This is a genomic window from Mucilaginibacter sp. P2_D11 (assembly GCF_056404435.1).
Genome location: NZ_JBFUEA010000005.1, coordinates 229,246 through 252,889, shown reverse-complemented (window position 1 = coordinate 252,889; position 23,644 = coordinate 229,246). Strand labels below are relative to the sequence as shown.

23 protein-coding genes are annotated in these 23,644 nt (G+C 45.2%); 10 read left to right on the top strand and 13 right to left on the bottom strand.

Features of this window, described 5'->3' with window-relative positions:
• The first annotated feature begins 215 nt into the window (after positions 1-215).
• A complete protein-coding gene (locus AC1DXC_RS09705; RefSeq protein ID WP_477458952.1) occupies positions 216-1,604 on the top strand; it encodes a tetratricopeptide repeat protein in 1,389 nt (462 codons plus the stop codon).
• Positions 1,605-1,705: 101 nt separating this feature from the next.
• Here the strand turns inward: AC1DXC_RS09705 and AC1DXC_RS09700 are convergent, their stop codons facing one another.
• A complete protein-coding gene (locus tag AC1DXC_RS09700) occupies positions 1,706-3,163 on the bottom strand; it encodes a PAS domain S-box protein (protein ID WP_477458951.1) in 1,458 nt (485 codons plus the stop codon).
• A 263-nt stretch (positions 3,164-3,426) separates the two neighbouring features.
• Here AC1DXC_RS09700 and AC1DXC_RS09695 point away from each other — a divergent pair, with 263 nt between their 5' ends.
• On the top strand, positions 3,427-4,152 hold the full coding sequence (locus AC1DXC_RS09695) for a DUF92 domain-containing protein (RefSeq protein WP_477458950.1): 726 nt from the start codon (positions 3,427-3,429) through the stop codon (positions 4,150-4,152).
• Here the strand turns inward: AC1DXC_RS09695 and AC1DXC_RS09690 are convergent.
• The 4 genes from AC1DXC_RS09690 to AC1DXC_RS09675 form a co-directional block, all read right to left on the bottom strand.
• Positions 4,145-5,401, bottom strand: coding sequence for an aspartate kinase (locus AC1DXC_RS09690; protein ID WP_477458949.1), 1,257 nt, complete (start codon positions 5,399-5,401; stop codon positions 4,145-4,147). The genes AC1DXC_RS09695 and AC1DXC_RS09690 overlap by 8 nt on opposite strands.
• The gene (locus tag AC1DXC_RS09685; RefSeq protein ID WP_477458948.1) at positions 5,388-6,218 is read right to left on the bottom strand and encodes a DUF3298 and DUF4163 domain-containing protein; all 831 of its coding nucleotides are present in this window, start codon (positions 6,216-6,218) and stop codon (positions 5,388-5,390) included. Before AC1DXC_RS09685 ends, AC1DXC_RS09690 begins: the two co-directional genes overlap by 14 nt.
• 4 nt (positions 6,219-6,222) lie before the next feature.
• Complete coding sequence (locus tag AC1DXC_RS09680) at positions 6,223-6,696, bottom strand: N-acetyltransferase family protein (RefSeq protein WP_477458947.1); 474 nt, start codon at positions 6,694-6,696, stop codon at positions 6,223-6,225.
• Positions 6,697-6,811: 115 nt separating this feature from the next.
• Complete coding sequence (locus AC1DXC_RS09675) at positions 6,812-7,507, bottom strand: YggS family pyridoxal phosphate-dependent enzyme (RefSeq protein ID WP_477458946.1); 696 nt, start codon at positions 7,505-7,507, stop codon at positions 6,812-6,814.
• Between the two features lie 42 nt (positions 7,508-7,549).
• Here AC1DXC_RS09675 and AC1DXC_RS09670 point away from each other — a divergent pair, with 42 nt between their 5' ends.
• The 3 genes from AC1DXC_RS09670 (at position 7,550) to AC1DXC_RS09660 (ending at position 11,448) form a co-directional block, all read left to right on the top strand.
• Positions 7,550-7,942 (top strand): DUF4296 domain-containing protein, encoded by a 393-nt coding sequence (locus tag AC1DXC_RS09670; RefSeq protein WP_477458945.1) that lies wholly within the window; start codon positions 7,550-7,552, stop codon positions 7,940-7,942.
• Positions 7,923-10,286, top strand: a complete 2,364-nt coding sequence (locus tag AC1DXC_RS09665) for an endonuclease MutS2 (RefSeq protein WP_477458944.1) — start codon at positions 7,923-7,925, stop codon at positions 10,284-10,286. Before AC1DXC_RS09670 ends, AC1DXC_RS09665 begins: the two co-directional genes overlap by 20 nt.
• A gap of 79 nt (positions 10,287-10,365) precedes the next feature.
• Positions 10,366-11,448, top strand: a complete 1,083-nt coding sequence (locus AC1DXC_RS09660; RefSeq protein ID WP_477458943.1) for an SGNH/GDSL hydrolase family protein — start codon at positions 10,366-10,368, stop codon at positions 11,446-11,448.
• Between the two features lie 94 nt (positions 11,449-11,542).
• On the opposite strand, the gene prmC is transcribed toward AC1DXC_RS09660, so the two are convergent.
• Entirely contained in the window at positions 11,543-12,415 is an 873-nt protein-coding gene (gene prmC / locus AC1DXC_RS09655; RefSeq protein WP_477458942.1) for a peptide chain release factor N(5)-glutamine methyltransferase, read from the bottom strand.
• Between the two features lie 33 nt (positions 12,416-12,448).
• Here prmC and ribD point away from each other — a divergent pair, with 33 nt between their 5' ends.
• From ribD to AC1DXC_RS09640, 3 genes are read left to right on the top strand one after another with little or no spacing between them, the layout of a single operon-like run.
• Complete coding sequence (gene ribD / locus AC1DXC_RS09650) at positions 12,449-13,504, top strand: bifunctional diaminohydroxyphosphoribosylaminopyrimidine deaminase/5-amino-6-(5-phosphoribosylamino)uracil reductase RibD (protein WP_477458941.1); 1,056 nt, start codon at positions 12,449-12,451, stop codon at positions 13,502-13,504.
• Positions 13,504-14,373, top strand: a complete 870-nt coding sequence (locus AC1DXC_RS09645; protein WP_477458940.1) for an EamA/RhaT family transporter — start codon at positions 13,504-13,506, stop codon at positions 14,371-14,373. The genes ribD and AC1DXC_RS09645 overlap by 1 nt, the downstream gene beginning before the upstream one ends.
• Positions 14,374-14,988, top strand: coding sequence for an IMPACT family protein (locus AC1DXC_RS09640; RefSeq protein ID WP_477458939.1), 615 nt, complete (start codon positions 14,374-14,376; stop codon positions 14,986-14,988).
• A 16-nt stretch (positions 14,989-15,004) separates the two neighbouring features.
• Here AC1DXC_RS09640 and AC1DXC_RS09635 read toward each other — a convergent pair whose 3' ends face one another.
• The 3 genes from AC1DXC_RS09635 to AC1DXC_RS09625 all read right to left on the bottom strand — a co-directional run bounded on the left by AC1DXC_RS09635 (position 15,005) and on the right by AC1DXC_RS09625 (position 16,336).
• Complete coding sequence (locus AC1DXC_RS09635) at positions 15,005-15,325, bottom strand: hypothetical protein (RefSeq protein ID WP_477458938.1); 321 nt, start codon at positions 15,323-15,325, stop codon at positions 15,005-15,007.
• A gap of 166 nt (positions 15,326-15,491) precedes the next feature.
• Positions 15,492-15,908 (bottom strand): helix-turn-helix domain-containing protein, encoded by a 417-nt coding sequence (locus AC1DXC_RS09630; RefSeq protein ID WP_477458937.1) that lies wholly within the window; start codon positions 15,906-15,908, stop codon positions 15,492-15,494.
• A complete protein-coding gene (locus tag AC1DXC_RS09625) occupies positions 15,905-16,336 on the bottom strand; it encodes a cupin domain-containing protein (protein ID WP_477458936.1) in 432 nt (143 codons plus the stop codon). Before AC1DXC_RS09625 ends, AC1DXC_RS09630 begins: the two co-directional genes overlap by 4 nt.
• Positions 16,337-16,463: 127 nt before the next feature.
• On the opposite strand from AC1DXC_RS09625, the gene AC1DXC_RS09620 reads away from it, so the two are divergent.
• Positions 16,464-17,447, top strand: coding sequence for a phytanoyl-CoA dioxygenase family protein (locus AC1DXC_RS09620; RefSeq protein ID WP_477458935.1), 984 nt, complete (start codon positions 16,464-16,466; stop codon positions 17,445-17,447).
• A 93-nt stretch (positions 17,448-17,540) separates the two neighbouring features.
• Here the strand turns inward: AC1DXC_RS09620 and AC1DXC_RS09615 are convergent, their stop codons facing one another.
• Together AC1DXC_RS09615 and AC1DXC_RS09610 are read right to left on the bottom strand one after the other, a co-directional pair.
• Positions 17,541-18,725, bottom strand: a complete 1,185-nt coding sequence (locus AC1DXC_RS09615) for a carboxypeptidase-like regulatory domain-containing protein (RefSeq protein WP_477458934.1) — start codon at positions 18,723-18,725, stop codon at positions 17,541-17,543.
• A gap of 247 nt (positions 18,726-18,972) precedes the next feature.
• On the bottom strand, positions 18,973-19,746 hold the full coding sequence (locus AC1DXC_RS09610) for an XRE family transcriptional regulator (RefSeq protein ID WP_477458933.1): 774 nt from the start codon (positions 19,744-19,746) through the stop codon (positions 18,973-18,975).
• Positions 19,747-19,830: 84 nt separating this feature from the next.
• On the opposite strand from AC1DXC_RS09610, the gene AC1DXC_RS09605 reads away from it, so the two are divergent.
• Positions 19,831-20,196, top strand: a complete 366-nt coding sequence (locus AC1DXC_RS09605) for a GIY-YIG nuclease family protein (protein ID WP_477458932.1) — start codon at positions 19,831-19,833, stop codon at positions 20,194-20,196.
• On the opposite strand, the gene msrB is transcribed toward AC1DXC_RS09605, so the two are convergent.
• A complete protein-coding gene (msrB, locus tag AC1DXC_RS09600) occupies positions 20,186-20,674 on the bottom strand; it encodes a peptide-methionine (R)-S-oxide reductase MsrB (protein ID WP_477458931.1) in 489 nt (162 codons plus the stop codon). The genes AC1DXC_RS09605 and msrB overlap by 11 nt on opposite strands.
• Before the next feature lie 181 nt (positions 20,675-20,855).
• Positions 20,856-23,567, bottom strand: a complete 2,712-nt coding sequence (locus AC1DXC_RS09595) for a DEAD/DEAH box helicase family protein (protein WP_477458930.1) — start codon at positions 23,565-23,567, stop codon at positions 20,856-20,858.
• Between the last annotated feature and the right edge of the window lie 77 nt (positions 23,568-23,644).

The window sequence follows — 23,644 nt, the reverse complement described above, 5'->3', positions numbered from 1 at the left end:
GATTTCCAAATTGATGAACACAAAGGGCACCAAGGTTTGCAAACCATTTATTTTTTTGGTTGGGTATCTAAACGACAGATGGCCATGCTCCGCGGCCTCTATGTTTTTTGCCTTTGTGCGCTCCTTTGTTAAAATAACCGTAAGGAAGTTTAATTATTTATTAATGATTTTTCCTAGATTTAGATGCATCCAAATATTATGCTTTCTAATACCCTATGACCGCTGTCACACAACGTTTATTCACGCTCATTTGTGCCTTAGTGTTCCTGCTTTCATGTGGGCAAAAACCGGCGGATACACCCTTTACAGCACTAAGTTCCAAAGGAATACTGCAACTGATAGATAAAGGCAAAAGCCTGCAGAATGCCCATGCCGACTCGCTTCCGCCTATTGCAGATAAGTTATTCGCCGCTTCGCAAAAAACAGGTAATAAAACAGCGCTGGTGTACAGCGAATTGTTCAGGTCGCATTATTTCTGGATGTCGTCTAAGCACGAGGAATCTATGCACATGGCGGTAAAGTGCCTCGGTGATATCGAACGATATAAAATAAACGAAGTTTACCCTTTGCTTTATAGTTTGATCAGCAACTTGCATAAAGAGAACACCAATTACAAAATGGCATTCGAGGCTCAGCAAAAAGCGTTGAAATGGGCAATCGCCAATAAAGATACAGCCATGATCATCGGGTCGCTTAGCCAGAAAGCTATGCTTATCCATTCTATTCGAAAAGTTACTACCGATCCCACGCCAGATACTTCTATCAATGTACAAATGCGCGCTTTGAAAATTGCAGAGCAAAGCGATAGATACGAACGCCAGCGGATACCCTTGTACGACAACGTTGGGCAGTATTACCTGGATAATAAAGATTACGACAAAGCCATATTTTACGCAGGGAAGGGAGCAACCCTGGCAGAAAAGCTAAATCAACTGCGGAGCTTGACCTATGGTTACGCGTGGATGGGGCAGGCCTACTTTTTTAAGGGCGAAGAAGAAAAGGGCCTTGGCTACATAAAAAAAGCTATCGAGATAGCTAAAGAGATAAAGGAACCATACCGCGAGATGGAACTGTACGAGCATTTAGAAGCCTGCTATTATTCCAAAGGCGATTACAAAACCTCACTTGGTTTAATGTTGCGCGCGCAGCGCATGCGTCAGCAGCTTAAAGTAAAAGAGAACGAAGTGAAGCTGAGCGAACTTCAAATTAAATACGAAACCGCAAAAAAAGATAAGGAACTTGCCGAGATGGACCAGCGCCAAACGCGCAGTAACCGTCAGTTGATCATTACGGTAGCTGGTTGCATGCTGTTTATTGTGTTCAGTATTATTTTGTTTTTGCAGTATCGTATTATTCGTAAGGATAACCAGTTGCGCATCATCAGCAGTTTGCGGAAGGATAAGGCTCTGGAGAATATCGCCTTTATCCAATCGCACGAGCTGCGCAAGCCGTTGGCATCTATACTTGGATTGATCACCGTAATAAAACTAACCGAATACCAGGTAGACCCCGAAGCCCTGGATAAACTCGAAGAAGCCGGCGGGGAGCTGGATACTGCGATCCGCTCCATCATAGTAAATGTGGAGGAGGAAGCGAAGGGATAGTTGGTTACGCCCGCCGTGCCAGGTTGTTTTAATGGGCGGTACTTGCCCGTCAATTATTTCATTATAACCATTTACCGGTAGCCAGGCTATAAACGCTTGCATTAAATTTTAAGGGGAGAAGCCACCTCATCGGTTTTGGTGGATATATGCTTGATGATACCATCAAGCTCCTGAGCCGATATTTCGATATCTGCAAGCACCCCGTTCTTGTCTATCTCGGCGGCATCATAATTTTTGAATACTTCAATCAAACCCATTATCCTGGCCAGCGGCGCGCGTATTACGTGCGATTGCATCCACGCAATATCCTGCAAATGCTTGTTTTGCAGTTCTATAGCCTGTATGTAGTTTTGCCTTTCTGTGATATCTGTGGCCACCACCAAGTGGGTATTATCCCCACTGAACTGTATAAAGTTGCTTTGCAGGAAAACCTTTATTTTTTCGCCGTTCTTTTTTGATTGCGTAGATATGCCACTATACATTTGGCTTGTGCTATTTACGGTTTGCTCAAAATCGTGCAGGCAATCAATAGGCCATATACGGGTAACATCCATTGTTAAAAATTCATCCAACGTATAGCCATAATGTTTTATTGCAGCAGAGTTTACGTTCAAAAACTTGCGGGAATCGAGGTTAAAAACCCACATGGGCAAAGGGCTGAGATGAAAAAGGTCGCTGTATCGTTTTTCTGAAATGGCCAGGGTTTTCAAATGTTCTTCAAGCTCTTTGTGCATTTGGGTCAATTGCGCCTCGGCAATTTTGGTTTCGGTAATATCAAGGCAGGCTCCTATCATTTTTACCGGGTTATTTTGTTCGTCCGTTTGCACTTTCCCCCACGATTTCAGATAACGCAGCTCTCCGTTTGGCCTTACGATGCGTTCTTCAAATACCACGTCTTGCTTGGTTTGCAATACGCTGCTTATCGTGTTATAAACGTAGGCCCTATCGTCTGGATGGAGAAGTTCCTGATAACCTTCGAAAGTGGCCTTGAATGATGTTTTATCCAGCCCATAAATTGCGTATAGGGTTTCGCTCCAGCTTACTTTGTTTTTAACTACATCCCATTGCCAATTGCCAAAATTGGCCAGTTCCTGCCCTTGTTGCATCAGCAAAGATGTTTCCCGCAGGCTTTGTTCGGCGCGGGCCTCTTTTTCTTTTATAAGGACGGTTTCGGTAACATCAGTAGCAGTGTGTAAAATATGAGTAACTTCGTTATCATCGTTCAGCAGCGGCTCGTTTTCACATTTAAAATACCGCTCATCAAAACCACTTTTGTCCCTGAATTTCACATGGTAACGTCGCGGCGCTGTGCTCCAGCTTTGCTTGTTTTTCAACGCATCGCAAAAAGCCTGTATTTCGGCGTCATCAACATGGTTTGATTGGTCTTTTATAAAATCAAAGAAACCTTTACCTATCAAATCTTCTCTTGTAACGTTGCTCGCGGCAAGATAGGCCCGGTTTACCTCAATTATGGTAAAAACCGGTGCATCCGGCAGTAAAACGATGCCTGGCGATGGGAACTGCTGAAATATTTTGATGAATGTTGAGTTGCCCAGCATATTTATAAAAATCTTTGGTACACCAATTAATAAGCGTGAAGAATAATAAATTAGATTTATATAGCGAATTAAGCCGGGGGATTTAATTCATTGAATAAATATAGGTATTTCTACGTGGTTTTACTAAAACAAAATCCTATTATAAAAGCATAATCATGAAGGGCCATGATTTTTTTACCCCGTTTTTTGTTGCTGCTTATATGTATTGCATGCAAACATGATGCAATGTTGTTTTAAAACCTTAAATAGACTTATTTAGCAATATGTTTGCCACAGACGTCTCGCTTGGTTTAATACTGCCTCTTATACTTTTACTCATACTTGTGCTGGTTTATAAACTTCGTAAACTCACGCTTGCGGGTACTATTATAGCCGGGTTTATCGCCATCAGGATTTATTATGGGTTTATTTTCCCGGGGATAGCAATGTTGGCTGCGTTTTTTATACTGGCTACTATTGCCACATCGTTTGGAAAAAACCAGAAGAAAATATTTGAAGAACAAGCAGAACCAGAAAGGAGGGATGCTTACCAGGTTTTAGCTAATGGGGGTGTTGCGGGTATATTGGGTGTTCTTAACTCCTTTATACCTTGGCTAATATACCCTTGCCCTTTAATCGTGCTCATGGCAGCATCTTTAGCTTCGGCCACGGCAGATACGCTATCGTCTGAATTGGGCACTATTTACGGCAAGCGTTTCTACAATATCCTCACCTTAAAACCGGATGAAAGGGGCAAAGACGGCGTAATAAGCATAGAGGGCACCCTCGTCGGTATAGCAGGCTCGGCAATTATCGCACTTATATTTGCTTGTTGCTTTGGTTGGAATTCCCATGCTGCCATTATTGTTATTGCAGGCACAGCCGGTAACCTTTTCGATTCACTATTGGGTGCCACGCTCGAGCGCAAGGGCTATCTTAAAAACAACTCAGTCAATTTCCTCAATACGCTTTTTGCTGCCCTTGTTGCCTGGGGTTTATTGGTTATTTGATTACCACTTGCGCCGTGTTGCGGTTGGTTTGTTTCATCAATACGGTTTTGCCCGCTGTTAATTCAGCCAAGACATCATCGGTATAATGTCGTAAGGTTATCAGCGTTAACTCGTCGTTGTACTTCACCTTAAATTGCAGCTTTAGTGCTACCAGCAGTTTTTCGAAACGACCGGGCACCAGATCTATGCAGGCCGTAAAGCTCAACGCCGAAGTTTGCATCACATTCACTTTTACATGGTTTGCCGCAAAAAAGCCGAATATCTCGCTGAGGTGGCTTTCCGAAATAAAGGAGTAATCCTTAGCCGAAACAGATAACAGCACCTGCTTTTGTTTTACGATGATAACCGGTTTGGCAAAGCTGTTGGTCACATTGTCTTTAATAACAGTGCCGGGCGCACCGGGATCTGTGAAAGGTTTTACCAATAGGGGGATGCCTGCGTTTTGCAGCGGCTTGATGGTTTTTGGATGGATGACGCTTGCACCGTAATAAGTCATTTCTATGGCCTCCTGATAGCTCAGCTCATCGAATTTGACGGTATCTGCAAAATGCTTCGGGTCGGCATTCAATATGCCGGGCACATCTTTCCACGTAGTAACGGATTCTGCACCGAGGCAGGAAGCGATGATAGATGCCGTATAATCAGAACCTTCGCGGCCAAGCGTGGTAGTGAAATTTTCGGATGTTCCGCCCAGGAAACCCTGCGTAACTACAACGCTTTTCTCCAACATGGCGGGGAGGTCCTTCTGGATACTTGCACGGGTTTTATCCCAATCAACCACGCCTTCGCGGTAAGTATTATCGGTATGGATGTAGCCACGCACATCCAACCATTTGCTGGTAATGCCCTGTTGGTTGAACCAGGCGTTTACGATGCGGGTTGATACCAGTTCGCCGATGGATACGATCTGGTCGTAAATAAAGTCGTAGTCATCCTGCGGTTCGTCTTCAATCATCCAGTCAATCTCCACGAAGGTATTGGCTACTTCGTCGAACACCGGGTGCCCCGTCTCGAACAATTCCGACAGGATATGGAAGTGGTAAGCCTTTATTTCTTCGAATATCTCATGCACGTCGCCATCGCCATTTACATAGGCATTGGTAAGCTTTTCCAACGCGTTGGTGGTTTTGCCCATGGCTGATACCACCACCAGCAATTGGTTGCCCGCATAGCAGCTTACTACCTTACCCAAGTTGATTACGCCCGGTGCATCTTTAACAGAAGCGCCTCCGAATTTAAATACCAGCATCTTTTTTTATGTATTGTGCCACCACCGACTGTGGTTTTATAAGTGTTTTTATCTGTGCCCAGGGTATGTCCAACTCGGTTTGCCCTGCGGCGTAGGATTTTATTTCGTACTCATTGTATAAGAATCGGATGCCCGTTGGTGTAAACAGGTAGTTTTGGTTGAGGGCGAATTTGTAACCCTCAAAAAAATAGTCCAGCTCAAGGGAGGAAGTGTCTTTCAGCTTTTCGTTCTTGCGGAAGATACGTTCGGCCACCTTGCTTAATTGCGCGTATGCACCGGGCAGCAGGATATCTTTCAGATAAACGGATTTTTTTGTTTTTGGATTCCAATTAATAAAGGCATCAAAAGCCGAGCCGTGCGCCCCGCCTGAAAAGATATAGCCGCCATATCTAATTGCTATAAGGCAACTGTCCTGATTTACTACCCGGGCATATTCCTCAAGTTCAAAGGAAATATTCTTTCGCTCATCTTCTTTTTTAAATTCCTCATAGCTCTTAAAATATGTGCTTACCATAGCCTGAAGCGACGAATCAGCCTTTTCGTCGTCGTTAACCCACAGGTTTAGCAATCTATTCCTAATAGTGTCGTTTAACGCATCCTGGCCTTTAAAAACCGGATAGCTTATCTCTGCCATAGTGCAAGTACTGCCGGGCCCGGCATTGCAATCTTTCGCACGTTCACGAATAGTTTTCATTTCGTACAAAACCGTGTCAGTAAAAATATTAGGTTTAACCTTAGTTACCGGAGTACCAAACCGGCATGCGGTAAAAGCCGTCATTATCACACCCAGCAGCAATACCTCCCTCGTCCCTTTCATTAGCTTAAATTTTATTGACCTGTTCTTTTGTCAAAGCGGCATTCAGCCAACCGGCTTCTATGCTTGCCTCGTATTTTTTATAGAATTGGATGGCGGGCTCGTTCCAATCTAGCACCTGCCAAACCATGCCGCTGAAACCCAATTCGCGGGTTTCCTGTATCAACCTATCGAACAGTAACTTGCCCAAGCCCTTTCCACGGTGGCTTTCGGTAATTACCAAATCTTCCAGGTAAAGGCGCTGCCCTTTCCAGGTAGAGTAACGGATATAATATAGTGCAAAACCCACGATGATGCCCTCATCTTCTACCACAAAGGCCTTCCAAACCGGGTTTGGCCCAAAGCCTGCCTCTTCCAGCTCGGCCAGAGTTGCGGTCACGGCATCCGGTTCTTTTTCGAATATCGCCAGCTCGATGATTAGTTCTAATATACGTGCGCAATCGGCCTTAACGGCTACTCTTAATATAGGGTTATTCGTCATTTGTCATTGAGTCATTTTGCTTCGCGTCATTGAGTCATTGTACGAAGCTAATTCTGTAAATTCTAAAATTCGTTTAATTCGAGTCAGACAAGAATCCTGTTTAATCCTTCAATCCCTAAATCGTGTCATTCTTCCAGTGCTTCACCACTCTTGTCCCAAAAATTGTACTCCCCAACCTCACCATATTGCTGCCCTGCTCAATAGCCAGCTTGTAATCTGCAGACATACCCATAGATAGGGTATCGAAAGAGGCCTCCTTTCGGAAGAAACTAGCCTTTACGCCGTCGAAGAAGGTCTTCAGTTCGTAGTATTCATCTTTTATCTGCTTTTCGTTATCGGTATTGGTGGCAATGCCCATCAGCCCGCGTATGCGAATGTTTTTCAGTGCGGCATATTCCTCGCTGCGCAAAAGCTCAATGGCTTCATCAAAACCCAGGCCGTATTTGGTGTCCTCATCGGCAATGTATATCTGCAAAAGGCAATCGATAGTGCGCTTATTTTTTTCGGCATGCTTGTTTATTTCCTGCAGCAGCTTCATGCTGTCTACAGATTGTATCATGCTGATGAATGGCGCTATGTACTTTACCTTATTGGTTTGCAGGTGGCCTATCAGGTGCCATTCTATGTCTTTTGGCAGGCTTTCTTGTTTTTCTACCAACTCCTGCACCATATTTTCGCCAAATAAGCGTTGTCCTGCATCATAGGCCTCCATAAGTTCTGCCGCGGGTTTAGTTTTAGAAACAGCCAGCAAAGTAACCTTTGTACCCCCGGTTTCCTTTTTTAGGCTTTTGATATTATCTGCAATGCTCATTTATCCGTAAATTTGTTTTTTATAACGCCGCTAAATTACAGAATGCATAAATATATCATCTTGTTTTTTTCAGTATTGGTGCTTTTTGCCGCCTGCACCGGGGATAATGCCCCCGAAGGGACTATTGCGGAGGAGCCAATGATTAGCCTGCTTACCGATGTACACCTTACCGATGGCAGCCTGTACAGCGTAAGCCAAACGCCCGATAGCCTGTATAAATATGGCTCGGCGCGTTACAAAGCATTGTTTAAAAGGCACCACACTACCGATAAGCAATTTAAGGCGAGCCTGAAGTATTACACTACCCAGCCCGTAAAAATGCTGGAGATGTACGAGCGCGTAAGCGCCAATATACAGGCAAAAATAGATTCGTTAAATAAAAAAGGCCGGCCGAATACCGCGCCGAGAAACAAAAATGGTATACCCGTTAAATAGTGCCGATAAACTCGGCTTTACCGAGATAAAGGAACTGATAAAGGCGCATTGCCTTAGCGTAATGGGCCAGCAAATGGTGGATAAGATACAGGTAATGAGCAATTACGACCTGATATCGAAATTCCTGAACCAGGCGCATGAATTCAAGAATATCCTTCAGAACGACGATGCGCTGCCCATCAACCATTTTTACGATATAAAATCGCTGGCCAATAAGGCGAAGATAGAAGGCGCTTTCCTGTCGGAAGAGGAGTTCTTCCAGGTGCAGGCATCGCTTACTACCGTGTTTGCCGTGATTGCCTATTTCAACGAGCGCAAAGAAGTGTACCCCAATCTGGAAGCCCTTTTTGAGCACCTGCCGATTGAGAAAGCAATCCTGAGAAAGATAGACCAAGTGATAGATCCGAAGGGAAAAATCCGCCATAATGCTTCGCGCGAGTTGATGGAAATTACCGGCGGCATTGCCAAAGCCGAGCAGGAAGCGCGTAAGAAGATAGACCAGATATTCAAAGCTGCAAGTGCCAGCAACTGGACGGCCGATGGCTCGCTCACAGTGCGTGATGGCCGCCTTTGCATCCCCTTACTGGCCGAGAACAAACGCAAGCTGAAGGGTTTCATCCACGATGAATCGGCCTCGGGGCAAACGGTTTACATGGAGCCGGAGGAGGTTTTCTCGCTCAATAACCGTATCCGCGATCTGGAATTCGACCGCCGCCGCGAGATTATCAAGATACTTACCGGCTTAACCAACGAACTGCGGCCATATGTGCCGCTGCTGTTATCGTACCACGGGCTGCTCACCAAATTGGATTTCGTGCGGGCCAAGGCCCTTTTTGCCATAGATATAGAAGCCGAAATGCCCAAAGTGGTAAACGAGGGCAGGTTTACCTTTTACAACGCGCGCCATCCTTTGCTGTACCTCAACTTTAAAAAGGAGAACAAAACCGTTGTGCCGTTAAACGTGTCGATAGACGAGGGTACGCGTGTCATCGTGGTTTCGGGGCCAAACGCGGGCGGTAAATCTGTTTGTATGAAAACCGTTGGCTTGCTGCAAATGATGATACAGGCAGGCTTATTGATACCTGCCAGTGCCGATAGCGTTGCCGGCGTGTTCAAACAGCTTTTTGTGGATATAGGCGACGATCAATCCATCGAAAGCGATTTAAGTACCTACAGTGCGCACCTATCAAAAATGAAATATTTTGTGGAAGGCGCCAATGGTAAAACACTGATACTGATAGATGAGTTTGGTACCGGTACCGATCCTCAGTTCGGCGGGCCTATTGCCGAAGCCGTGCTGGAAGCCCTGAACCATAAAAAAGTACGCGGCATGGTAACCACGCACTATTCAAACCTAAAGATTTTTGCGAGCCACACCGAGGGGATAGAGAATGCGTCAATGCTGTTCGATAACGCCAAGATGCAGCCGCTGTACATGCTGGAAGTGGGCAAGCCCGGCAGTTCCTACGCCTTTGAGATTGCCCAAAAAATAGGCCTGCCGCAAAACGTACTGAACCTGGCCCGCAATAAGATAAGCGCCGGCCAAAAAAAGGTAGATAGCTTACTGGTTGACCTGGAACGCGAAAAGAAAGAGATATTCGATACCAGGCAACAGCTCGACAGGCAACAGCGCCACGTAAACCTTTTGCTGAAAGAGAACGAAGAGCTGAAGAGCTTTTTAGACGAAAACCGTAAAGCGTTGATGAAAGAGGCCAAGCAGGAAGCGAAAAACATCATCCTGAATGCCAATAAACTGGTAGAAAATACTATTGCTGAAATAAAAAGCAGCAACGCCGATAAAGAAGTAACAAAAACCCTGCGCGATACCCTTACTGCCGAAGTAAAAAAGAATACGGTAAAGGCAGAAGCACCCAAAGCGGCCGCCGCAACTGATGAGGAAATTAAGGTAGGCGACTGGGTGAAATTGACCGACGGCGACACCACGGGCCAGGTAATGGAACTAATAAAGGATAACGTGGTAATTGCAATGGGCGAACTGCGCACCGTGGTGAAACGCAAGCGGGTAGAAAAAGTAGCAAAAGCAACCGTGCCGAAGGAAATAAGGCGCAGCAATATCGGCCATACCAGCGATATCGCAAATTTTAGCCCGGAGATAGACGTACGCGGCATGCGCACCGAAGATGCACTGTTCGCGATAGAGAAACTGTTCGACAGGGCGTTGATGATGGGTTTCGGCACGTTAAAAATATTGCACGGTAAGGGCGACGGCATCCTGCGGAAGATGATAAGGCAGTATTTAAAAAAATACGAGCAGGTGGATAGGATGGAAGATGAACACGCTGACAGGGGTGGGCAGGGGATAACTTATGTTTATTTCAAATAATAGATACAATACGATTTAGGGATTAAAGGATTGACAGGATTAATTCCTTCACTCGGATTGACAAGAATTAATGATTTTTATGAGAAGTTTAAGAGCTTTAGTTTTTTTTATTTTAGTAAGCACCTGTTTTTCGGTTAGCTGCTCGGCGCAAACTGTAATTGCCTATAACGATCCGAATATTCATTATATGGGGCGAATCAGCATGAAAAGCGATGCCGCCGAGTTAACCTGGACAGCTTCATCCGTCATCATCAATTTCAATGGTACTGCGGCAGAAGCAACACTGGGCGATGATACCGGGTACGATTTTGTAACCGTTGTAGTTGATGATAAAGTGGTTAATACCATTCGGCTAAAGAATCGTATAACAGAATACAAGCTTGTGAGCGGTCTGCCGCCCGGGCCGCATAAACTGGAACTTTTTAAGCGCACCGAATATGAAATGGGCCGGCTGTTGTTTTACAAATTCACATTAGCCGGCGATGCTAAGGTTTTGCCGCCACCGGTTTACAAACACAGGATTGAATTCTATGGCAACTCTATCACCTGCGGCTACGCGATAGAAGATTTGGAAGGTAAGGACAGAGGAAGTTATGAATTTGAAAATGGCTATAAAAGCTATGCTAACCTTACCGCCCGTCATTTTAATGCAGATTATTATTGTATCGCCAAAAGTGGCATTGGGGTTACCGTAAGTTGGTTCCCTTACGTAATGCCGGAAGTTTATGACAGGGTTTACGCGCTTGATTCTACCAAAATTTGGGATTTTACTAAATATACGCCCGAGGTGGTTGTGGTAAACCTATTCCAAAACGATTCGTGGATAGTTACGCATCCTGATAACCAGCAGTTTATCGCCCGGTTTGGCAATGCGCCACCAACACCAGAGTTTATCATCAATACCTATCAAAACTTTATAGGCAAAATCAGGCTCAAATACCCTACTGCGAAAATAGTATGTGCTTTAGGCGCCATGGACGCCACCAAGGACGGTTCGCCCTGGCCCGGGTATATCAAAGAAGCGGTTAACCGAATGCACGATAAAGGCATTTACACCAACTTCTTCCCATACAAAGGCACGGGTGGCCATCCTAACGAAGCCGAGCAAAAAGCAATGGCTGCTAACCTGATAAAATTTATTGAGAAGAAATTTAAATGGTAACCCGTAGAGACGCAATATTTTGCGTCTCTGAATTGCATGGCGAATGTGCATGACCGATTTGCAGCGGGAGACGTAAAATATTGCGTCTCTACGTTTACAACACCGCTTTTATCATCCTGTCTCGTCCGCTCATATCTTGGCGAAGTTCGATATTTGTAAAGCCCTTTTGCTTCAATAGCTCAATAGTTTCCTGTCCAAAGGCTTCGTTTATCTCAAAGAAAAGCAATCCGCCCGGTACAAGATTTTGCGTGGCGAAACCGGCAATGGCATCATAAAACAGCAGGGGCCTACCCTCCGGCACAAATAACGCCGTGTGCGGCTCGAAATCTGTTACATTGGCATGCATCAGCGTTTTATCGTGCAAGGTAACGTAAGGGGGGTTACTGATGATGATTTCGAAATTCGGATGTTCGATTTCGGAATTCAGGATATTATCCTGAATAAAATTCACTTCAACCTCATTAATTACTGCGTTTTGCCAGGCCGTTTGCAAAGCTTCGGCAGAAATATCCACCGCTGTCACCTCGGCATCCGGTAAATTCTTTTTAAGGCTGATGGCGATGCATCCGCTACCGGTGCCAATATCCAATATGCGTAAGGGATTTCCGTTACTGCCCACTGCCAGCTGCAAACTGCCCACTGTTTGCAGCGCCCATTCCACCAATTCCTCTGTCTCCGGTCGGGGTATCAGCACCGCGGGGTTCACCAAAAAAGTCAGTCCGTAAAACTCTGTGCTGCCTAAAATATACTGCACCGGCTTGCCGGTTTTTAGTTCCGCAAGGATGCTACCCAGCTTTTCCAGGGCCTCTGGCGGCACGTCATCCTCAGGAAATGCTTTTATTTTGGCCCGCGATAAATCGCTTATCTCGCTCAGTACCATCAGGGTTATAGCCTCCGTTTCCTGCACGCCGTAAAGCTCATCCAATGCCTGGTGGAAATTGAAGAATACATCCCCGATAGTTTTCATACAACAAAGTAACATAAAAGCTACTTTTGTACCATGCCGCAACACCAAATATATATGCATCGCTGCCTGGAGCTTGCCGTTTTGGGCGCTGGCCATGTTAGCCCTAATCCCATGGTGGGTGCAGTAATCGTGCACGAGGGTAGGATAATAGGCGAGGGTTATCACCACCTTTACGGGGAGGCCCACGCCGAGGTGAATGCTGTTAACATGGTAATAAGCAATTACAGTAATCATGCTGAATTGCTTGCTGATTCAACCATCTACGTATCGCTGGAACCCTGCGCGCATTATGGCAAAACGCCTCCCTGTGCTGATTTGATCATCAAGCACCGTATCCCAAGGGTAGTGGTAGGTTGCCGCGACCCTTTCCCGCAGGTGGATGGCAAAGGGATAGAAAAACTGCTGGCCGTAGGCGTGGAGGTAATCGTGGGCGTGTTGGAAGACGAATGCCGTTGGCTTAACCGTCGCTTTTTTACCCGTGTGCAAATGCACCGACCATATATTATCCTTAAATGGGCACAAACAGTCGACGACTTTTTTGCACCTGCCGATGGCAGGCAGCACTGGATAACCGGCCCCGAAGCGCGCAAGTTGGTACACCAATGGCGTGCCGAAGAGGACGCAATTTTGGTAGGCAAGAACACGGTATTGGCCGATAACCCGCAATTAAGTACCCGTTATGCCGAAGGCAAATCGCCGAAACGCGTGGTCATGGACAGAAGGCTGGAATTGTCATCGGATTTAAACATTTTTGACCAGACAGTGGAAACCCTGATTTTTAATGAAATAAAAACCGATATTGACGGGAAAATCAAATACATCGCCCTGGAAGATTTCGACCGTTATGTACCGCAGTATATGATGTATCAATTGTACCTGCAGGATATCCAGTCGGTAATTATTGAGGGCGGTGCGCACACCTTAAATTCGTTCATAAAAGACGGATTGTGGGATGAAGCCCGTATTTTCACCGGACCGGGTGCTTTAACCAATGGCATACCGGCACCAAAAATAAGTGGCACCAATGGCGGGCAATCCCCCGTAGGGGCCGACCGCCTACAAGTTTATTATAATCAGCCTAAAAGCTAATGTTATACGTTTTTCTCAGCGTTTGTTGTAGCGTAATTGTGTCGGTTTTGTTAAAACTGGCCAGGCGCTACAGTGTTGATATTTCGCAGGCCATCACCTGGAACTACCCGGTGGCTATACTGCTTACCTGGTTCTTCTTCCGGCCGCAGGTAAACTTGGAGGTATTCAAAGCCGGGCCTATTCCTGTTTATGCTGCGCTTGGTATTTTGCTGCCCGTTATATTCATGGTGATGGCATCGTCCGTGCGGGTGGCGGGTATAGTACGGACAGATGTTGCGCAGCGTTTATCGCTATTGATTCCGCTCGTTGCCGCGTTCTGGTTATTCAACGAGGTACTTACCCCGCTGAAGATAGTGGGCGTAATTATTGGTTTTGCTGCTATATTATGCTCCATACCCTGGCAAAAGCAAACGGCCAATCGCAGGGTAATGAGCAATGCCTGGTTTTACCTGCTCATCGTTTTCCTGGGCTTCGGCGCGATAGATATTTTGTTTAAGCAGGTTGCTACGTTCAAGGCGGTGCCTTATACTACTTCGCTTTTCCTGATATTTATCCTGGCATTTATCATAGCGTTCATCGGCCTTATTTTTCGGATGCTAACCAAAGGAGTCCGCATTTCCTGGCCGCATGTAATGTTCGGTTGGATAATAGGGGTGGCCAACTTCGGCAACATCTTATTTTACATTAAAGCGCACCAACAACTGTCGGCAAGCCCGTCGTCGGTGTTTTCTGCCATGAATATCGGCGTAATAACTGCCGGTGCGGTAGTGGGGCTGGTGTTGTTTAAAGAACGCCTGAGCATCCTCAATAAAATCGGCATCGGGTTGGCCATCGCCGCCATTATCGTAATCACCCTCTCGCAAAACTAAATGCTTTTCGACGATACTTACAAAACCATTGCCGCTCCATCCGAAGGCATCTTTCGCGACCGTGGCAGCAAATTCCTCGGTTACGCTTATCCGGTTAATTCGGATGCTGAAATAAAACCCATCATCGCCAAACTAAAGGCTGAGCACCCAAAGGCCAATCATCACTGCTGGGCCATCAGGCTGGGCATAGACAGGTCGGTTTTCCGCGTGAATGACGATGGCGAACCCTCCGGCACAGCAGGCAGGCCCATCCTCAATACCTTGCTTTCTAAAAATATAACAAATGTGTTAGTGGTAGTGGTGCGCTATTTCGGCGGCACGCTTTTAGGTGTGCCGGGGTTGATCAACGCCTACAAACTGGCTACAGATGCCGCCCTGGAGCAAGCACAGATTATCGAAAAGACGGTGAATGATGTTTATACCATCACCTTTGAATATGCTTTGATGAATGATGTGATGCGCATCATCAAAGAAGAGCACTTGCAGGTGCTGGAGCAAATTGCCGAACTGGATTGCAGCATCAAATTTTCGGTGCGCAAAACGCAGGTAGAACAGGTTATGAGCAAGCTGAATACACACAAAGGACTTAAGGTGCTGTGGGTTGGCGCCCAATGATTTTGGCAAAGGCCGTTTAGTGTACGAGGATGGCTTTTGCCCCGAGCGCATCTGTTGTAAACAGACGATGAAAGAAATTCTTTAATTGCTCTAGCAACGACGGCTGTTGCATCGGCGCTGTTGCCATAACCTCTTCTTGTTTTGGCCCCTCTGAAGGGTGCTCCATCTCGTGCATTTCTTCCAGTATGCTTTCGCGGATAGCGGGGTCGCGGTTAACAATCTCGTCAAGCTCGGTCAAATCGTTGAAGTTGGCGGTGCCGTTTCGTTGTTTCTTGATAAGGATATCGAAGCGTTCCTGCAAAAAAGTACGCCTGATAAGGGGCCGGTTATTTTTCATATTGCACCAATTATATCTATCAGCTACAAACTAAATGCCATGCTTGTAATGCGCTGATTGTTAGATTATTGCTGTGGTTTAGAGTTTGCCATCGTTCATAAACGATACAGCCGTGTGTACGGTTTCGTAACGGGGTAACCACGCCGCAATAGATATTCGTCGTCTTCTAAATCAATCTATTCTTCTTAAACTCCGATGGATTTTGGCCCACCAGCTTATTAAACAATTTGTTGAAGTACGACAGGCTCTCAAAGCCTACGGCATAGCAGGTTTCGGTGATGTTCTTATCTTGCATCAGCAGGTTTTTGGCAATATCTATGCGGTACTGGTTCACAAAATCGGTAAAGGTGATATTGGTTTGGCGTTTAAAATACCGGCAAAAGGCTGCAGTAGTAAGGTTCACCTTGCCGGCGACCACATTCACATCGGGTTTTCGGTTGTAATTGGCATCTATATACTCATAAATAGCACCCATGCGTATCTTATCTTTCAGGAAAAACTGCAGGCTGATGTCGCCGGCGTTCAGGATAGTAAACTCGTTCGATTGGGAAAGGATGTGGAACACCCTCATCAGTTCTATCAATTGCTCAAAAGAATCAGGCCCGCTAGTGCTTTCAGCTTTTCGGTTACGATGGCTTTTGTTTCGCCATGGAATGCTACGCCACAAGCTGCTTTTTTAAATAATTGGTTGATAACGGCCAACTCCGGCGATGTGCCAATGGCGTTGCCCAAAAAACCTTCGCGAAGCTGGATAACAATCTGGTGGTAATCGCTGCGCAGGCGGTAATCAAAGTTAAGATGGGGGAGGTTGCTGCCGATGAATACCAGGTCGCTTTGGGTGTAGCTGCTGATGTGCGAGCCTACATGGCGTATACCGGCATCAGCCTCTACATATACCAGCTCAAATTCGGGATGATAATGCCACAAAAAGGTGTTGCGCAAGCGTGGAGAAAACAGCTTGAAGGATTTTCCGGGTTCAAAATCTATCCGTTCTAATTGTATCTCATTCATACAATATTGGCTCAATTGATTGCCTAAATCTAATAATAATGTCAATACAGAGCAAATATTGATCATTATGCAGAACGTCCCTGCGTATTGCTGACCTTACCTTTGGATTATCAAACCAAACAAAACCATGATAGCAGAACAACAAACTATGGCCACCATGGCCAAGCAGCCCGGCCCCAAAAATGCACATAAGGAAATTCCTGGTAACCCATCAACCGCAAAATCGAGCCAGATGAGGTTGAACGACCGCAGCAACGGCAAGCCCTTGCAGGTATTAAGCGAGGACGACTGGAAATTTTGGGTGGAGAACGGCTATGTAGTAATCAAAAACGCCGTGCCGCGCGAGCAAGCCGAAAACCTGGCCGCATATCTGTGGGAATATGAAGGAAAGGATGCCAATGATATTGAAACCTGGTATAAAAGGCCCAACGCCCAAATGCAGATGAAAGAGCTGAACAATACCGGCATGGTAGAAATTTACAACCATCAGCTGATGTGGGATAACCGCCAAACACCGCGTGTACACCAGGCATTTGCCGATATATGGGGAACCGAAAAACTTTGGGCTACTATAGACAGGGCTAACCTCAACTTCCCGCTGCGCCCGGGGTTTGAGTACAAAGGCTTCATTCACTGGGATTACGACCCCGAAACCAAGCCTCAAAACGTGCAGGGCGTACTGGCACTTGCCGACCAAACCGATGAAACGATGGGCGGGTTCCAATGCATCCCCGAACTATATCGTACCTACGATACCTGGAAGCTGACACAACCCGAAGACCGCGACCACTATAAACCCGACACCACTGGTTTCGAGTTGGTAAAAGTAAGACTGGAAGCCGGCGACCTGCTCATTTTCAACAGCCTGCAGCCACACGGCATACGCGCTAACACCAGCGGCAACAAGGTGCGTATTGCCCAATATATTGCCATGATGCCTGCACAGGAAGATAACCAGGAACTGGTAGACTGGCGCATAAACAACTGGCAAAGCCGCGAAGCCATGCAAGGCTACGCCTTCCCCGGTGACCCTATGGAACGCGAAAAACAAAACCCTGTTGCAGAGTTGACAGAGTTGGGAAAGAAACTGCTGGGTTTGGAGAAATGGTAATTATTTTGCTTGATTAGGATATGCAGCCATCAGGTTTGCATATCCCAATCTCTTCGGTTTACCCTAATAAACCAATGAACTAATGAACCCAAATTAGTCGCCCGGCTCGTAATCTACGGGGAGCATGTTAGATAGTTTGGCCTTGCTCCACGTGCCTTCGTACAGCGGGCTTTCGGCTATTACGATACCGTTCATATCAAAGATGGCGTAATGGCGGTTGGTTGGCGTAATTACGCTGGTTTCGAAATTTTCCATATCCAGCGGGCGATAAATATCCCTGAATAATTCTTCTTCGTGTTTTTTGGTATAAACCACGTAAAGGTATGCCGGAAAGGTAATGGCGAAAATGCCTTCCTGCGGGGTCGTACGCACTACATCCACGGCTGTCAACGGTGGTTTCAAGAGGTTTTCTTTGGCCCATTTGGGTACGTTCTGCTGATCGAACCAGTACAGGGCCGAATCGCGGTTGATACCATTGAACTGTTTTAATTTCTTTTGGATGTAAGCTTCCTGGTAACGGTTGGGGTTGAGGATGCGGGTGTAATTATAGATAACGAAGCCTTCATCGGCCAGTTTATTCTTGTAAAGTGAGCGATAAAAATGCTGCGCCGAACCATAATACGATTCCTCGCGCTTTGCTCTCCATTTCTTTTTCTGCGAATCGCTTCCGGGCAGTTCTTCAAACAGCGCCTTACCCGAGTAGGAGATAGTATGCGTAATATTATCGCTGCTGAAGCTGTTGAGCAAAAATTTGGTTCGGTAACCGAGGGCATAGTTCTCAACCACCAAAAATTCATCGGAAGAAGCTTCAAGCGTTTGGGTTTTGCGCACGTAATTTAAATCGAGGATATGGGGATTTATTACTTTGCATTGTTTAGAATTTTCGGAGATGCCGATGAAATCCTTTTTAAACATCTCGTAATTCTTTTTCCAGTCGGCACTGCTGGTAATAGTAACGGCGCGCATCATCATTACCTTGGGCGTAAGTTCGATGGCAAGGTTGACAGGCTGGCTACCGACCAGTACTTGTTTAGAAAACTCTTCGTAACCAATCACGGTAACTACCAAATTATATTGCCCCGGCTTTATGCCACGAAGCGTAAAACTCCCGTCATCGAGCGATGCGGTACCATAGCTGGCATTGCTTAAGAAAACGCTGGCCCTTGCAACCGGGTTTTTATTGCCTGCGCCGGTTATTTTACCCGTTATTACGCCAGTTTGTGCAACCGAAAGTAAGGGGAACCATAAATAAACTACTATAAACCACCAACGGCGCATGTGCTTTTAAACTTTTTAGAGGATGCGAATAAAGATATAATTTATGAAGCAGAGATGAAAAAACGCGATGGTAATTAAAAAGATACAAGTTGGGGAGGGGGTAGAGAGGTTAGAAGGGTCGAAGAAGTTAAAAAAATTGGAAAGGTTAAAATTTTTTAAAGTCTTTCGAGCGAAGCTGCCATCATAAAAAAGGGCTGCTACAGCTTTCAGCCATGGCAACCCCTCCAACTTTTCTAACCTTTCATAACTAATTCCCGCCTTTAAGCCCTGCTATTGAGCGCTGCATCTGCGCCATCATGGTGGTAAGGCTTTCCATGGTAGGCTCGGGGGTTGGCATGGGCAGGTGGGTAGATATATAGGCTTTGGCTTTCCATATCTCTAAAACATCTTCGCCAGCGATATCGTAAGGTTCGTAAACCGGGTTATCAGATATCAGCTTCAGTTTTTTGTTTTCTTTGAATTTGTTGCCGGCACGTTTATATACTACGCCCTCGCTTTTTGATACGATAACGTAGGTTTCGCCTGCTTTTACATCAGCCCAGTTCTCCTGGTATTCACCTATAATAATGGTGCCCGATTGCAGCGGCAGCATCGAATCGCCTTTTATCTCGAACCCTCTGTACGTACCCTGCTTAAACATGGGCAGGTAAAGTTTTGGCAGCGCGGCTACGTATTCGGTATCGGCATAGCCATTTAAATAACCTGCGCTGGCCTTAACAGGCACCAGCTCAATATTTTCGTTATCCTCTTTATCTACCGAAATACTGAGGATGCGCAGGTTGGCCGGGTTGCCTTTTGGCTTTGGCGCCCATTTCTCATCGATGGTTTCGTTGATAAAATCATCAATAGATATATCAAAAAATAATGCTAATGATTTTAGTAGCTCGTATTTGGGTTCTGCGCGCTCTTCTTCGTAAGCACCTACTAATGAGCGTTTTATTCCTACCTGGTCGGCAAATTGTTGCTGGGTTAACCCCTTTTTTTTGCGGAGGAACTTAATATTTTGTGAAATATTTGCCATAAAATTTGGAATTGCTAAATTTATTAGTAATTTTATGCTCATAAAGTTAGTAATAATTATTTAACCGGCAAATTTTTTTATCAAATGAAGAGGTTCGTTTATATCATCACCGACAGGAACAGGAAGAATTTACATGTAGGCATGTGCGCAGACCTGCTGAAAACGCTGAAATTTTATGGCGAAATGCCTACGCTTTTTTTCGATAGCGCGCAGCAACTTAACCGTTTGGTTTACTTTGAGGAGATAAATACCGAAGAGCAGGCTATGGAACGCTTTAAGCAGGTAAGCACTTTTACCCGCCCGCAAAAGGAACGGATGATACGCCCGGTAAACCCGGATTGGGTTGACCTTACTATAGGCCTTAATTACGAAAGCGGCATAAAAACAAGGCCATCCGCTTTTGGCGGACGGCCCTCTATACAGCCTGCGCGCAGGGCTGTTACTTTTTAACGAATTTTAATGCGCCCGAGTTCATGCAGAAGCGTTTGCCTCCGCGATCGGCGGGGCCATCGTCAAACACATGGCCCAGGTGCAGGCCGGTACTGCGCTCTATGACTTCGTCGCGCGTAACGCCGTAGCTGTTATCGGTCACGATTTCTATTTTGCCCGCGTCTACCGCTTTTACGAAACTTGGCCAGCCGGTGCCGCTATCAAATTTGTCAGCCGAGCTGAATAATATGTCGCCGGTGGCGGCGCTTACGTAAACCCCTTTTTCGTGGTTATCGTAATATGCGTTCTTAAAGGGAGGCTCGGTGCCGCTCTCCACCATAATATTGTACTGGTTCGGCGTCAGTATTTTCTTCCACTCCGCAAGAGTTTTGCTTTTGGGGCGCGCTGCGCTTTGTTTTTTGGTTTGCCCGTTGATGTTTTGGCAGCCTATGGCGCCGAATACGCTGATAACGAGTATTGCTAAAATTAATTTTTTCATCTGATTTTCTTTCTTTGGTAATGGTCGTAAGCTATTTTAAATATGCTTTGACAGATAAATCTACGAAATATAGTGCCAATGCGTTTGTCATCTATTGGTCGTAATAACGGGGGCATCCTTACAAGATTATTACGTTGTTTTGGCTTTTATTAGGATAGAAAGTGTTATTTCTGCGTGTAGTTTATTTCCAGATACTTATCCGTTGATTTTTCCCAATGAATTCCGACGATAGGGATTGGAGCCTTGATTTAACCAGCATCTTTCTCCCCGCAATTGTACGGGTATAAATTAATTCGCAAGGGCCAACCATTTTTTCCCATTGCTGCGCAAAGTAACTAGCTGTATCTTTGTTGCGCGCAAGGTATTCGGGTACCGTATGGAAGTCTTTTTGCTTTATAAAACGTGCCAGCAAACTTTTCCTTACTATAAGATATTTCGGGTTGTCTATTGGCGCAATTATCTCCTGCAGCATGTTGATAAATGCAGAGCTTTCGTATGTGGATCCGCCTTGCAGATGACAGTCGACACCGCCTAAGTTATCCAGCGATGAATGAACATTAAGATTAAGTATGTCCGTTTTCATCATCCCAACTCTAATCATCGTATTCAGCAGTGCTTCACCAATTTTTTGCAGGTCTTTGGCAATATCGCGGTATTTTACATATAACTTAAAGGTTTTATATGCCTTGCGGCCAAATATCAATAAGCCCGCAAAACAAATAAACGCCAAAAGGAGATATAGCTGGTTTAAACTTTTTATACTCCTCAATGCTCTTGGCAATGATTGTACAACTCCAAGTAGATACTCCATTAAACCAAAACCAAGAGCCGCAGATAAGTGCGCTATCGTTTTGTTCAGGTATAGTGTAGTAACTGCTTTATAGCCACGGCTATCTACAAATGGGATTTTAATTTCATCTACCAGGTTTGCTCCTTTTTCGAGCGCGTTTTGCCATTTGTGTTTCAGGCCTTCACGGTCGGCAGCAGCAAGCATCGTTTTCCTGTTTGATTCATCCATTATAACGTACGACGTCGCCGTTGACAAATGAAGCCGATCGATGCCGTTTTCGATAGTTGAATTATCAGAAACACCTACAAAGCATTTAAACCGTTTTTCCAGCATCTCAAAATCAGCGCCTCCAGACGGAGAAGTTGTGTCCAGGCAGCATAAATGCCAAATATTGCCGGTTTTATCGGCGTTGTCATTTGGGGTCCTGATGGCTCTCCCGCGCATTTGATTAGATAAAACGAACGAGCCCACAACGCTTGCATGGATAAGGCTGTTGATTGATGGCGCATCCCATCCTTCGCCAAGTAGAGATTTTGTCCCCACCAGCACATTGATTTCGCCTTGCTCGAATAGTTGGGTTATGATATTTACGATATCATTTTTTATCTGCTCGCATCGCTCTATCAAGATGTAGTCATCATCGGCAGGTAAACAACGGCATTCGATGTTTCTGATGCCTAAAGCATGCGTTTTTGCCAAAAAAGCCGCGTATGCATCCTTCGGAATGATAACTACAGAACCGGTTAATACCCCAATTTTCAGATTTTTCTTTTTGCTGCGCCTTAATTTCTCAAAAATAGGGATGATACCGATTTTGTTTAAGTCGAACGAATTATTGGAGCTGTTTGCATAAAATTCATTCCTTATGAAATCGGTTAAAACAACCAACCGCAAATACGAACCCAACTTATCATATTCGAACGTTACAATGCGTTCTATACTATTTAATTTGCTTAGGCTTGAGGTTAAAGAGTTGACGATTTTTTTATTTTTCGAAAACGTTATCTGGCGGTTTTCCAACGCTCCGCACCGCCTAAGGTTAGCCTCCAGTTTTAACTTATGGTCTTTATATAATTTAAAATCTTCTTTTTCTTTATACAAATAAAAATCCAATAGAATCTCGGCCCATTTATGATCAAAAGCAGGTACCCTGGGATTTTTATCGCCTGTTATTTCGACAAAACTTTGCGGGATTATTTTTCCGCAGGCGTTCAGGAATATCAAGGATGCAGAGTAAAAGGACAAATTGGTGTAAATCCATTCCAGGTTTTCAGTTGGATTTGCCCATGCCCGGTGCGATTCTATAGCTTCGATTAGCGTTACATCGGTTTTAAGGTTATTGAAAGCACTTTCGATGTTTTTACGAAACGAGGCTATGTTATCCATCTCGGTATCGGTTGGCTGAGAAAGGTAAACATAATCCTGGTGAGGGCATAGGTCGCCTTCTATTACTAACTCCGGCACTGATATTTCTACCTTTATAGGGCCATTCAATTCCATATATCGTTGCCATTCATTGGCAGATACATCGTAAGGAGGCGTTGCTGTTAACCCGATAACAATGGGGTTCAGGCGCTGTTTTATTTTAATTAAAGTTTGCCACCATTCATTTTTTAAATGGTGGGCCTCATCAACCACTATAGTGCCTACTTGCCGGGCTTTTAACAAGAGGACAATATTTTCTAAATTTTGATTTTGTGCTGGTCGGGTATTCTCCTCAGTGCTTAATTCTTCGCTATCATCTTCGACTTCGGCCTTCATATTATTGCAGGCAGCGTGCAAACCCTGGTAAGTAACTATGGTTAAAAAAGCAGGCTTACGTATGTCGCGCGAAATCCACTCCGGGGAGGTATCGGCTTGGAGGAATGAATTGCAAATTTTTTGTATCCATTGGTTGCGTATAGCTATGGTAGGAGCAAGGATAAGCGTTGGCCGGTTTACCATGATAGCCGCCTGAAGGCCTAATATTGTTTTACCCGAACCGGGTGGGGCAATTACATGTAAATGGCCATCTAGTAGATAGTTATCTAAATTATCCAGCACTCGCTGCTGATATGTACGCCAGGAATGTTTAAACTGAATTTCGATCGGGAATTTATCCAATAGGTGTTTGCTTTTACAGGCGTAATCTACAAAAAACTGCATAAAAAAAGCCGAAGCAGCAAACGCTTTGGCTCTCT